Source organism: Pseudomonas crudilactis (assembly GCF_013433315.1).
GTDB classification, from domain to species: domain Bacteria; phylum Pseudomonadota; class Gammaproteobacteria; order Pseudomonadales; family Pseudomonadaceae; genus Aquipseudomonas; species Aquipseudomonas crudilactis.
On record NZ_WXVV01000020.1, the window covers coordinates 27,908 to 40,465 of the forward strand.

Annotated in this window: 13 protein-coding genes; 6 read left to right on the top strand and 7 right to left on the bottom strand. The window is 59.7% G+C overall.

The features are described from left to right. Positions 1 to 65 precede the first annotated feature (65 nt). Both GTU76_RS20870 and GTU76_RS20875 read right to left on the bottom strand, forming a co-directional pair. Positions 66 to 236 (bottom strand): hypothetical protein, encoded by a 171-nt coding sequence (locus GTU76_RS20870; protein ID WP_016982944.1) that lies wholly within the window; start codon positions 234 to 236, stop codon positions 66 to 68. Between the two features lie 50 nt (positions 237 to 286). Next, complete coding sequence (locus GTU76_RS20875; RefSeq protein WP_016982943.1) at positions 287 to 481, bottom strand: hypothetical protein; 195 nt, start codon at positions 479 to 481, stop codon at positions 287 to 289. Between the two features lie 239 nt (positions 482 to 720). On the opposite strand from GTU76_RS20875, the gene GTU76_RS20880 reads away from it, so the two are divergent. From GTU76_RS20880 to GTU76_RS20900, 5 genes are all read left to right on the top strand, one after another. After that, a complete protein-coding gene (locus tag GTU76_RS20880; RefSeq protein WP_016982942.1) occupies positions 721 to 1,104 on the top strand; it encodes a tautomerase family protein in 384 nt (127 codons plus the stop codon). Positions 1,105 to 1,323: 219 nt separating this feature from the next. Then, entirely contained in the window at positions 1,324 to 1,848 is a 525-nt protein-coding gene (locus tag GTU76_RS20885) for a cysteine hydrolase family protein (RefSeq protein WP_016982941.1), read from the top strand. A gap of 346 nt (positions 1,849 to 2,194) precedes the next feature. Beyond that, the gene (locus tag GTU76_RS20890; RefSeq protein WP_175554661.1) at positions 2,195 to 2,677 is read left to right on the top strand and encodes a DUF4822 domain-containing protein; all 483 of its coding nucleotides are present in this window, start codon (positions 2,195 to 2,197) and stop codon (positions 2,675 to 2,677) included. A 15-nt stretch (positions 2,678 to 2,692) separates the two neighbouring features. Continuing rightward, complete coding sequence (locus GTU76_RS20895; protein ID WP_016982939.1) at positions 2,693 to 3,121, top strand: hypothetical protein; 429 nt, start codon at positions 2,693 to 2,695, stop codon at positions 3,119 to 3,121. Positions 3,122 to 3,291: 170 nt separating this feature from the next. Then, positions 3,292 to 4,248: a 2-hydroxyacid dehydrogenase gene (locus GTU76_RS20900; protein ID WP_180699475.1), complete on the top strand. Its 957-nt coding sequence runs from the start codon at positions 3,292 to 3,294 to the stop codon at positions 4,246 to 4,248. Between the two features lie 8 nt (positions 4,249 to 4,256). On the opposite strand, the gene tssA is transcribed toward GTU76_RS20900, so the two are convergent. From tssA to GTU76_RS20925, 5 genes are read right to left on the bottom strand one after another with little or no spacing between them, the layout of a single operon-like run. Continuing rightward, positions 4,257 to 5,339, bottom strand: a complete 1,083-nt coding sequence (tssA, locus tag GTU76_RS20905) for a type VI secretion system protein TssA (RefSeq protein WP_180699476.1) — start codon at positions 5,337 to 5,339, stop codon at positions 4,257 to 4,259. Next, positions 5,336 to 9,157 (bottom strand): type VI secretion system protein, encoded by a 3,822-nt coding sequence (locus GTU76_RS20910; protein ID WP_180699477.1) that lies wholly within the window; start codon positions 9,155 to 9,157, stop codon positions 5,336 to 5,338. Before GTU76_RS20910 ends, tssA begins: the two co-directional genes overlap by 4 nt. Next, a complete protein-coding gene (locus tag GTU76_RS20915; protein ID WP_180699478.1) occupies positions 9,154 to 9,918 on the bottom strand; it encodes a DotU/TssL family secretion system protein in 765 nt (254 codons plus the stop codon). The genes GTU76_RS20910 and GTU76_RS20915 overlap by 4 nt, the downstream gene beginning before the upstream one ends. A gap of 18 nt (positions 9,919 to 9,936) precedes the next feature. Next, positions 9,937 to 11,268, bottom strand: coding sequence for a type VI secretion system baseplate subunit TssK (gene tssK, locus GTU76_RS20920; RefSeq protein WP_180699479.1), 1,332 nt, complete (start codon positions 11,266 to 11,268; stop codon positions 9,937 to 9,939). A 45-nt stretch (positions 11,269 to 11,313) separates the two neighbouring features. After that, the gene (locus GTU76_RS20925) at positions 11,314 to 11,760 is read right to left on the bottom strand and encodes a hypothetical protein (protein ID WP_016982933.1); all 447 of its coding nucleotides are present in this window, start codon (positions 11,758 to 11,760) and stop codon (positions 11,314 to 11,316) included. Between the two features lie 227 nt (positions 11,761 to 11,987). On the opposite strand from GTU76_RS20925, the gene tssB reads away from it, so the two are divergent. Further along, the gene (tssB, locus tag GTU76_RS20930) at positions 11,988 to 12,530 is read left to right on the top strand and encodes a type VI secretion system contractile sheath small subunit (protein WP_180699480.1); all 543 of its coding nucleotides are present in this window, start codon (positions 11,988 to 11,990) and stop codon (positions 12,528 to 12,530) included. The last annotated feature ends 28 nt before the right edge of the window (positions 12,531 to 12,558 follow it).

Here is a 12,558-nt window from a genome sequence, read left to right on the forward strand (position 1 = left end):
TGACAGGTAGGTACTGTGTCGTTTTCTGGCAAGCTCCAATGTTTGATGCAGTCGCGAGGACTTGATCAGATTGATCGTGCCAGGATGAATCCGAGCGACATGCAAAAAATGCCGAACGCCAGCATCCCCCAGATTGGATACATATCGTCCTTGTCCTTGATACGCATTCTTTCGACCGACTCATCGTACTCCCGGTCCGATAGTTCAATCATAGCCTTGCGGTCAAATGTGCTCATGTTGATTTCCTTTTTGGGTCATGGGTCTGACTGTTGTGAAGCGTGATCACTCAAACCTTGAAAAAAACGCCTACTACCGCAGTGATTGCGGTCACCACTCCAGCCAATACCGCGAGTGGATAAAAACTCGTCTCTCTCTTTAGCTTTTTTGCTTCCGCCAGAAGCTTTTGTCTTTCTGCCACGAGTTTCCGTGTTTCATTCAGGAGCCTTTGGAGCTCCAGGTTTTCGCGATCGTCCTGAAGCATGCGCCTTCCTTGGCTATTGGCAGTGACTGGCCGGACTGCTTTGTGCCCTCATGATTTCCTAATCATCTCGCGCCAGATAGCGGATGAATCCGGCGGTTTCGTAGGCAAAATCCGTGAGTAAAGTAGGCAGCCTCATACAGAGATCTTTTAGAAACACCTCGCGATCAAGTACCCGTGCCTTTCAATTTGCCCCACTTGATCTAGCGTGAGATGAGTCCCCTGCCCTGCGGAGCCTTCCCATGCCACTGGTTCGCGTCGACATCAAACAAAACCCCGACCCCACTTTCGCCAAACGCATCGGCGAACGCATCTACGCTGCCCTGCGCAGTTGTATCGATGTGCCCGAGCACGACAACTTCCAGATCCTCACCGAGCACGACAGTCAGCACTTCGTCTACGACCCGCAGTATCTGGGGATCCAGCGCAGCGATGGCGTGGTCTTCATTCAGATCACCATCAGCGAAGGACGCACGGTGGAGAAAAAGCAGTTGCTGTTCAAAACCATCGCCGAAAGCCTGCACACACAGTTGGCGGTGCGCCTGGAGGATGTGTTCATCAATCTGGTCGAGGTCAAGAAAGAGAACTGGTCATTCGGCAATGGCATCGCGCAGTACGTCACTTGATCCGCTCGTTGACAGCCCGATACCGGGGCCAGCATGATCGGCCCATGAACATTCGCGCGCTGCAACTCACCCGTACCACCACGACCGCCACCGGCGGGTCGTGGTGTTTCTGTCTGAGGTAAACCCAGCGCAGCAAACCCCAAGGCCCCGCCAGCAATGGACGGGGCCTTGTAGTTTCTCCCGTCCGTGCGGCATCTGCAGCACCCAAGGAGAAACACCATGCCCGCAGCACTGTTGATCATCGATATGCAGGTCGGTCTGTTCCACGGACCGGAAAACCCCTACCAGGGCGAACGGATTCTGGCCAACATCCAGCGTCTGATCGCTGCGGCCCGCGCGAATCAAGTGCCGATCTTCGCCGTCCGCCACACCGGCCCGGACGGCTCACCGATTGCCGCTGGCAGTCCTTTCTGGCAACTACTGCCAGCGCTCGAGCTGGACGCTGACGTCGACACCCTCTTCGACAAATCCCGCCCGGATGCTTTCCATGGCACTGACCTCGCGCTGAAACTCGAAGCCGCGCAGGTAGACGACCTTTATGTGGTCGGCATGAAAAGTCAGTTCTGCATCGACAGCACCTGTCGCAGCGCTGCCGATCTGGGCTTCAAACCTTTGCTGGTCGCCGATGCCCACACTTGCATGGACACTGCCGAGCTATCGGCCGAAGCGATCATCAAACATCACAACGCTACGCTCGGTGCCGCCTTTGCACGATTAATTGACAGCGCTGAAGTGACGTTCTAAGGGAATCCACTCCGAAGTTGACGCAACTTGCCTTGCTGCGGTTGCGTCAACCAGACATTTGTCACGGTATCCTCCGTCCTACAGCATCGTGTAACTAATCAAGGGTGCCAGCGACTTTAACTACAGACAACGCCAACAAACAAGCAAATCGGACCTCAACTTTTCAGAATACTCCTACAGCCTAAACAGCCAAAAAAACTCACAACAAAATATTACTTAAAACCGAATACCAGCCATTTGTTACAAGCAACTACCCAGCCATTGAACAATATTCCATGGCAGGTCTATATTTTTATCGCCCCGAATTCGAAGAATAATAATTGAAGTGTGATCAAGAGGACACAGCATGCAAAAGTACATGATGACCGGCCTGTTGTTGGCCGCACTGCTAGCCCCGCTCGCCAGCGCCAATGCCGATGTCCGCGAGCTGGCTTCTTCGCCGCGATGGCTGACCACCAAGGTCTACATCGACGGCGCCCCGGAAACCGACGTCAAAGCGAAGTACCCCGGCGTCGTTGGTATATCGACGTGGGATCCCGAGCGTAATCGATACGAGTTCTTTTACGCCGATACCGGCGAATCAAAGTACAACAACGGTGGTGGCGGTTATTTCTTTGTCACCGGCGATCAGCAACAGCACATTCTTGTGCCGGATATCGGCCCCACCAAAACATGGGTCAGACGTCTGGAAACATTGAACAACCAAGAGTTCACTTATTCTCGGGAAGTCCCTCGCGACATGGTCGAAAACAATCCTCTCGTTCGCATTCATGTCGTTCACGCGCCCTACACCGGGACGGTAGAAACCAAGTCCGCCATCAAACAATAAGACCAGGAGTTCGATATGCAAAAGCCACTTAAAACCCTGCTGATGTCGACGTTACTTGTCTCTTCGGTCTATTGCGCCGGGGTCAGCGCACAAGCCGCCACCCAACCGGAAAAAAATGCCGTCGCCACCGCCGACAACGCGATGATGCTGACCGTGTTTCTGAAACATGATCAAACCCGTCCGTTGAGTGAACTCAAGGCTCAGCTTGCGCAACAGGGTTTCCATAAAGCGTTCCCCCCGGCCGGAGTCGAAGTGGTGAGCTGGAACATCATGATGGGGATCGGCCAGGTCGTAACCGTGCGCTTTCCTGTCTCGCGTCTGGCGGAAGTGAACCTTGCGCTGGAAAACACCGCATGGGGCAGCTACCGCACCGAGTTCTATCCGACCTACGATATCAAGCCGCTCGCGATGGCTGAGCAAGCCAAAGCCCAAGCGGCCCAATGATACCGACAGCACACCGGATCACCGGTGTGCTGGCAGCCTTGCTTCTTGTCCGAAGCCGTCCAGAATCAAAGCACCACTGCGCCAATGACAACGATTGCCAAGTCGCTGCGGATTCAGCACTCTGAAACGACTTTCGCGACCAATCCGCCGACGTTCACAGGAGCCGTGCAATGCCCGCAACCGTTCTGGTACTGGTTGAAACCATCAATGACTATTTGCCGATCCTCGAACATCAGGGCTTCCACCTGATTCTCGCTCCCACACCCGCCGAACGTGCGCAAGCCATCGCCACCCATGGCTCGCGCATCGACGCGGTGCTGACCCGTGGCCCGTTGGGCCTGACCGCCGATGAAATCGCCGCCCTGCCCGCGCTGAAAATCATCACCGTGATCGGTGCCGGTTACGAGCATGTCGACCTGCAAGCCGCGAGCAACCGCGGCATCACTGTCACCAACGGCGCCGGGGTCAATGCCTCGTCGGTGGCCGACCATGCGATGGCGATGCTGCTGGCGCTGGTCCGTGACATCCCGCGTTGCGACGCTGCCGTACGCCGTGGAGAGTGGCCGAAGATCATGCGCCCGTCGCTGGCCGACAAACGCTTGGGGATTCTTGGACTCGGCGCAGTGGGCATGGCGATCGCCAAACGCGCGAATCTCGGCTTCGACATGCAGATCAGCTATCACAGCCGTCAGGTGCGCAACGATGTGCCGTACGCGTTCTGCTCGACGCCGACCGAACTGGCGCGAGCATCGGACTTTCTGATCGTCGCCACGCCCGGCGGCATCGGCACACAGCATCTGGTCACCCGTGCGGTACTCGATGCGCTCGGCCCGAAAGGCTTCATCGTCAACATTGCCCGCGCCAGTGTCATCGCTACGGCGGATCTGATCACTGCCCTCGAACAACGCAGAATTGCCGGTGCCGCACTCGATGTATTCGATCACGAGCCGCAAGTGCCGGATGCGCTGAAAACCCTGAGCAACGTGCTGCTGACACCACACGTCGCCGGCCTGTCACCGGAAGCGACGCAAGGCACGGTCGAACTGGTAGGTAAAAACCTCGTCGCGTTCTTCTCCGGCGAGCCGGTACTGACGCCCATTGCACTGCCACCAAAACTCAACAACTAGCGCGTGCACTAAAGCACGCCAAGCAACGTCCACAAACGCCGCGATTCAGCGTCGGCGCTGATCAACTCACCGAGCAGTTCGCTCAGCGGCTTGTTGCCCCACTCGACCCCGCGCCGGATCAGATACGGCACCGGGCTGTGGGGTTCGGTGCGGGCGAGGTATTCGGCGATCAGCAGCAGTTGGCGATACGCCTCTTCGCGATTGGCCGGCTCACGAAACGCCAAGGCTACCGGTGCGGGTTCTTCTGGCTGCGCAACGGCGTCGGGGGTTTCGACCAGCGGCGGTGGCGGTGCCGGTTGTTGTGGGTGCATGGCGATAAACTCCTGAACCAGTTTCAGCAGCGCCTGGATGGTGTCCTGCAAGGGGCGCAATCCCGGCGCCTGATCCCCCAGATAGGCATCACTCCAGGTGTTGAGCCGTTGCAAGTGTTGCAGGCTCAGGAGCAGATTGCCCTGAGTGCGCAGCCAGAACGCCAGCGGCGTGGCGCGGATTTGTTCGTTGAGTTTCTTCTGTTCATTGCGCGCGGTTTCCGCCGAGGTCTTGGCGTTCTTGCTGTCGTTGGTCTGCACTTGCTGCACCTGCAAGCGCCGCCAGACTTCCAGGGTGTAAGCCTCGAAATCGTTGTTGCGGCTACCGAACAACGGCACCCGCGTGAGCAATATTTCACTGTACCGGCGCACCAGCCATTCCAGCGGAATCACCCGCCATGACTGGTCGCCGTCCTCGGCCTGCGGGTGCAGGTGCTCGGGAAAGCGCTCACACAATCCGGCGACCAGCGCCAGACTGCCGGGCAAGCCGTCCAGCGCTTGCAAGTGCAGCCACGCCTCGCCGAGCCAGGCGCTGAGCATCAGGTCCTTGCTACGCTCCACCAATAACGCGGTGGTGATTTTTTCCACTTCGGGCCAGTTCGCCCGCTTCAGTGTCGATTGCCACACCCCGGTCGGCAGGCTGGCGTCGTCTTCGCGACGCAGGTCGCGCAACTGGTCGAACTCACGTTCATAGCGCAAATCGACGCCGCACGGCGCATCCGCGCTGAGCGGTGTGAGCAGTTGGTCAATCAAGTCCGGCAACGTCGTCGATGGCAGGCTCACAAGTCTTCCTTCTGCGATTCAAGGGCGGCGGTGCTGCCGGTCACCTGAAACGGCGAACGCGGCGCGCGAGTTGGCAACGGCGCGATCGACAGCGGCAGTTTCGAGCCCTGGCTCATCAGCGACAGGCGCACGAACATCCGCGTGAAGTCGCTGGTGACGCTGTCCGGCGCCCCGGTCACGGGTAAACGCAACGTCAGCGGGAAATCGGTGTAATCCACGTTTGGCTGACGTTGCACCGAGAAATGCGCGCGCATCAGGCGCAGCAATGACCATGGCCCGCCGTACTCCCAACCGGCCTCCAGATCACGCACCACCAGATTCGGTTGCTGTGGATCATTGACCGGCCGTTCCTTGCCGTTGCGCGCCCAGCGCAGGGTCAGGCGGACAGGCTGGCCGACCATCCAGCGCAGGTTCGGTTGCTCGGCTGCCGGATAGTTGATTTGCTGATTGCCGGCGAGCAAGCCCCAGGCAATCACCTGATCGGCGCCCAGCTCATCATCGCGATCGGTGCGCCAGCGCACGTCCAGCTCGACGCCAAGGATGCCGCTCTTGTCACGCACGAACAGCGGCGTCAGCCAAGTGCCGGCCTGCTTCAAGCGGTTGAGAAAATCCGCCGCGGCCAGGCGTTCCGGGGTCTGGTTGGTGACAAGGCCGGCCTGCGCGACCGGCAGTTTTTTGTCGATCAGTTGCAGAAAATATTCAACCCGCGCCGGATCGGCATCCTGCATCTGCACGCCGTTGGCGAACGGAAAGCGATCCGCCAGATATTGATTGAAGTAGTTGGCCAACTCATTCCACGCCGCAGCGGCCTGTTGCACTTGCAGCAACTGGCAACGCTGCATGGCCTCCTGCTGTAACTCCATCGCGCGCATCGCCAACGTGCCGCGTCCGCCGGCGACGTTGGCGGTCTGCAACATTTGCAGGCAGGAATTGACGTCCATCTCGACGAAATCGCGGCTGACCAGTTGCTCGATCTGTGCCGGCGAACTGGCCGGGTTGGCCTCTTTGTATTTGCGCAGTTCGTCGTTGAGCGCACTGAACTGCGTCACGCGTTCGTAATCCAGTGCCGACAGATTGGCTTGCTGTGTTGTCAGCCACTGCAACGAAGACGTGCGCCGCTCAGTGATGCCGAGCATGGTGTTGAACTGCTGCTTGAGGCTCAGTTTCAGATCCTGCACGTCGCTGGCGCCGAACAGTTCCAGACCGAGGTTTTTCGAGCCGTCCCACTGGCTGATCTCGGCCCGTCCGCCGAACAGTGGTTGCGCGGTGATTTCATCCAGACCACCAATAAGCTGCGCCATGGCGCGGCGATTGAGCGCCGCTTGCAGGCGGGTGGATAGATCCGCGCGATGCACCTCGACGAAAGCCTTTTGCAGGGCCATGGCTTGCTCGGCCTGCACATTGAACACAGCGTAAGGATGCGCCTGATCGTTGTGATCCTTGAGGCTCAACCACATCGCCTGGGCGGCGGCACGCTCGGCGGCTTTGAGCACCGCAACGCGATAGTCCGGTGGAATGCGTGGCAGTTCTTCGGCGATGTAGCTGTTGTAGTCGGCGAAATATTTCAGCGATTCATTGAGGTCATCACCGTCCACGGTCTGGCCTTGCATATTGACGTTGTCTTCGCTGGCACGCAGGGCGACCGAAACGAAGTCACGCTTGAACAGCGCCTGTATCGCGTTATCGAGTTTCACCACTTGCTCTTGCAACGCCAATTGCCCGCTGACTTGCTGTACCAGCAAATTGTCCCGGGAGCCGACCTGGGCGATCCATTGATCGCGGAAACTCTGCTGCAAGCGTGACGCTTGCGTGTCGAGGTCTTGTTGGACTTGCGCGCCCAACAATGTGCTCTTGCCCACTTTGGCGAGAAAGTCACCATAACCCGGCACCAATTCCTGGCCTTTGCCACGGCTCCACGTTGCATTGGTCAGGGCAATCGCCGCTTGCAGATCGTCGACCAGCGCAGTCAGCTCTTCGAGCTCGCCCAGGCTGTTGCCACTGCCGGCCTCCAGTTGATCCAGGTGCAACTTGAGGTAACCGGCCTTGCTGACAAAGTTGTCGGCGAGGAAATATTGATCCAGCCAGCGTTGCATCAATCCGGAAAAGTTGCTGACGATCAGCGGCCGGTCGACGCTCAGGTCGAGTGCCGGCAAGCTGCCGTCTTCGCCCGCCACCAGCAACCGATTGTAGAAGTTCGCGTAGGGCAAGGTGCCGGTGTTGAGGTTCAGCGACAGCGCGGTGTTGCTCAGTTGCACCAAGTCGTCCAGTGGCGCGCGTTGATTGTTTTGCAGCTGATTGAACAGCTGATTCTGCTGCTCCAATCGCAGTGCCCGATCCACCAGATCGGTCGCCTTCAGATAGTTCTGCCACTGCGCCGGGTCGTCGCTTTCGACACTGCTGCGCCGGTCGGTGCTGCGGATCGCCTTGATCTGCGTAAGCTCCGCGTTCAGCAGGTCATGCAGCGGCACCACCATATGACGCTGGGTGGATTGCAAGACTTCCTGCTCGAGCTGGTTGTCGAGCGAGGAAAACCACGACGTCGGGAACACCAGCGAGACATAGTTCCAGTGCGGCGCGCGTTCCAGTACGCGCCAGAAGGTCTGCACGTTGCGCCGGGTCGAGTCGACCCGCTGCGCTTCATCGCTGATCGCCACGTAGCCCTTTTGCGCGCCCTGCATCTGCCGCGCCAGTTCGTGAGCATCCTTGACCGACGCATGCCAGACCCACAGCATCGCCACCGCCCAGACCACCCCGACGACCAGCGCGATCCCGGCAGTCAGCCGCTGCCAACGCTGGCGCAAACGCAACAGGCGCGGTACGCCGTGCGCCAGACCACGCTCACCGACCAGTCGCTGGCGCCACAGCTGTCGGGCAAAGGCGCTGCGCTGCAAGCCGCTGTCATCCACGGAAAACCCGTCCTGCGCATCCTCCCCGGCCACATTGGCGGTGAAATACACACCGCGAAAACACGGTGCCTCACCTTGCGCATTGCCCTGAAACACCGGCTCCAACACGTTCTGCAAACCGCGCCGCAAGGTTTCCAGACGATCCGGCAAGGCATACAGATCCGCACTCAACTGACCGGACAACGTGCCAATTTCAATCACCGCTTCGGCCACCGCGCGGTGCAGCCGATCCAGCGCCTGATCGCTCCATTGCCCTTGCCAGACGGCATCGCGCGCATAGGGTGACGACCAGCCCAACGTGGCTTCGCGGGCCTCTTGCGGCAAGGCGCTGATCAGATCCTGAACCCCCGGCAATTCCTCAAGCCCGGTGACAATCACATACACCGGGACACTGAGCCCGAAGCGTTGCAGCAGGTCGATAAAGCGCCGACGCGCGGCCAGACCCAACTGAGTTGCTTGCTCAAGATTACTTAGCCGACTGACTGGCACCGTCCAGACCACTGCGTCCAGCGGCCGTTTACTGCGCAGCCGCAGGATCAGGCCGAGCAGCCGCCACCAGCTGCCGCGTTGCAAGTGCATGCCGTCGTCCGGCAGAAACAATGCTTGCGGCACCACCAGCACAGCCCCTTCGGGGTCCGACCACCAGCGACCGAACCACGCCGGTTTATCGGTCGGTTGCAGGCGCCATTCTGTGACCAGTTGCGTGCCTTGGACTTCGTCGCCGAGCATCAGCAACCATGGCATCTGATAGCGGTCGAGATTGCCCTGGTCGCGTTCCATATGGCGCACGGAGGCATAGAAACTGCGGATCGCTGCGCCACTCTGGGTGCGCAACCACCACACCGCCACCACGATGATCACCAGCAACAACAGCAGCGCGATGCACCACGCAACGATCGTCAGCGGGCTCATGAGGCTTGCTCCGGCGCACTCACCCTATCGCCGCTTTGCAGTGCCGGCGCCAACTCCTGGCCGATGTCCCGCCACAACCAATGCCCCAGCGCGGTCAACAACAGCACCATCGCCAGAATACCCAGTGCCAGACGAAAGCCATCCGGCAGCGCCGTGCGCACCGGCAGTTGCAGCGCCGGTGTCTGTGAGGGCTGCACCAGGCGCTGACTGACATCGGCGTAACTGGCTTCGTCTTGCCAGGCCAGGTTGTACAGCGCCAACCGCCATTTCTCCAATTGCGCCTGACTGTGTTCACCGCGCAGACGGCCATGGAAACCGAGGATCAGACACTGCAGGTACACGTTGGCCAGATCGCGAGTGGTCGGCTGCTGTTCTTCGAGCAAGGTTTGAATCGCCGCGGGTACTTGTTCGCCCGCCTGACGGCTGGAATACAGCCGCGACTCCAAGGGTTTTTCCTGCCACGCCGCTTGGCCGGGCCATGGCGTGAACAGCAGGGTTTCGTCGACCAGCGCGACAAACGCGTACACCAATGCCTTGACCTGTTCGGTCGCCGAATCGCCGACCCGCGAATAGGCCGTGCGCCACAATCGCTGCGAAGCCTGAGTCGAGAGTTCGACAACGGTCTCGACCAGCGCCGCTTCGTCCTCGCTGTCCTTGGGCAATTGCAGCCAATCCTGTTGCCAATGCTGCCAGGTCTGACGGAACGCGCTGCTCAACGGTGCGTCCTGCAACCCAAGGCTTGCGGCACTTCCCTGCGACATACGGCGTTCCTTGTGTGATCAGGCACTTTCATTGTTCTGGGCGATAAACAGCACCACTTGCCATGGACTGCTGGTCAGCTTCGCCGCCGGTGCAGCAATCATCAGCGGCAGTTGCGCGTCGAACCACGCGCCCTGGGCGGTGATCACAAACAGGCGCGTGTCTTCGCCGACGCTGTAGGCAACCTGTTCGCTGCGGCTCATGGCCTGATGGGATAACCCGCTCATGCGCTGACGGCTGAGCAGCGCAATGTGCGGCGCCGAGGCGATGATCGCGCCACGCAACCAGTCGATCGCGGCTTGCTCACTGGCACCGTTAGGCATGCGCAGACCGATGACCAGACGCTGACTCGGCTGCTCGTCCGGCAACTGAATCGAAAAGCTCTGCTCACTGCGTTCGAACGGCAAGCTGCGATAACCGGCCCGAATCATTTCCAGGGTGGTTTCCAGCCATTGCAGCACCGCGTCGTAACCGCGCTGCAATTCGACAAAATCCAGCGGCGCAAAAGCCGGCACGCCGGCCAGCGGATCGAGCGCCGACCACGCGCCGGCCAGCCCGAGCAGTTGTACGTGAAGCGTTTGCGGATGGGCGATGCGACTGTTCAGCGTGCCTTCGACTTCCGGCAGGCGCGCCCATAACGCGGTCAACTGACGGCGAATTTCCAGCGCGTCGTCCTGATTGCCGGCCTGCTGCGCCTGACGCAAGCGGCCGCCGAGAAACAGGCATTTCTCCCGCGCCCGCGCGCAGAGCCCGGCGATGCGTCGGCCGAGCGCCGATTCCGGCAACAGGGTTGGCGTCGGCGGGGTGTAAGACAACGGCAGAAACCCACCACCCTCCTTGCGAATTTTCAGCAACGGCAGGCAGATTGAATCGGCTTTGTTCAGTTGCGTGCACAAACGCGGATTGGGTCGCCACACGGTAATTGATTCGGGAAACTCACCGCTGGTGAGATCCGGCAACGCCTCACCCACTACCGATTGCATCCGCCCCTTGAGCGGCAGCAATTGCCCGGCGCGCCACATCGGGCTGATTGCCAGAAATACCGTGACGGTGGCATCGTCGGCGGCATCGATCGCCGCGCTGACGTCCAGTTCAAGGGTTGGCCCGGTGCCGGCCTGCAAATCCACGGGCAAGCCGTCGGGCATCGTCCCTTGCAGCGACACCACCCGCACCACCCCGGCACTCAGCGCCGAAGGATCGAACTCCATGTGGCTGACGCCCCAGAACCACGGGTTGCACGCCTGCGCCAGGTGCGCACCGAGCGCTTCGGCCCGCAGCCCCTGCAACTGAAAATGCTGCGGCAACAATTGCATGCCTTCATGCCAGCAAACCGCGTCAGGTAGCAGACTCATACGACTCCTTTCGACCCTGCCGCAAGCCGGCGGCGAGCGGTGTTTTCAATTTTCCCGGCTGACCAGATTCATCTCGCGACTGTCGAATTTCAGCCATGCCTCGCGTTGATCGTCGAGGCGTAATCGGTGCGCTCCGGGTGTGTTATAGCTGGCGAAGACCAAAAGTCCAGCAGCCTTCTTGCCCCCCAGCGGGAAGGGTTGGCGGTCGATGAATTGCCCCGGCACCAGCTCCAGTCCCCACACGCTCATCAACTGACGATAGTCGCGCTGATACTGTTCGCGCCCAGCGAACCACTGGCTGGCACTGATGCCCGACAATTGCTTGAGCAGGTCGGGGTCGGCGACCGCAATGAAATCCACGGCAATCGGCGTGTCGTCGTTGGCTTTGGGCGCGACGTCGAGGGTCAGGCTGTCGAGGTCCACCTTCGGCCCGAAGAGGGAACAACCGGCCAGGGACGCAAACAGCAGTGTTAGAAAAAGTCGTCTACGCAAAATGAATTTTCCTTTTCACAAGCCTGTCCAAAAATGTTTTTGCTTGCTTTTTTATAGACCTGTTCTAGCGTCTTGGGTAGTTCGGTTCCTACAGCCGAATCAAGAAGGTTTGTCAAAGGAACGACAGGTCATCTGCCTCCCTTTCTAACCTACGGTCCAGCAAGGGAAAGCGATGAACGGGCCTCCCCGATGCATTGCGCCCGCTCATCGCATCGGAGTCCGCCGTCATGGCAGAAAGTACTCAGCACAAGCTCGACCGGGTGCGCCCGCCCCGAGTGCAAATCACTTACGACGTCGAAATCGGCAACGCCATCGAGAAAAAAGAATTGCCACTGGTGGTCGGGATCCTCGCTGACCTCTCGGGCAAGCCGCTCGAACCATTGGCAAAACTGACTGACCGGCGGTTTACCGAAATCGACCGTGATAACTTCAACGAAGTGCTCGCCTCGATCAGCCCGCGTGCCACGCTGCAGGTCAACAACACCCTGAGCGGCGACGACAGCAAGCTCAATATCGAACTCAACTTCAAACACATCGACGACTTCGATCCGGTCAAAGTGGTGGAGCAAGTCACCCCGCTGCGACGCCTGTTCGAAGCCCGCCAGCGCCTGCGCGATCTGCTGACCAAACTCGATGGCAACGATGATCTGGACAAGCTGTTGCGCGACGTCATCGCCAACACCGAAGGCCTGCAGGAAATCAAATCGGCCCGCCCGGACACCGCTACCCCGACCGCTGACGCCGAGGCCCCGGCCGAACCGCAAGCCTGATCGTCCACTTAATCGAGGGGAGAATTCG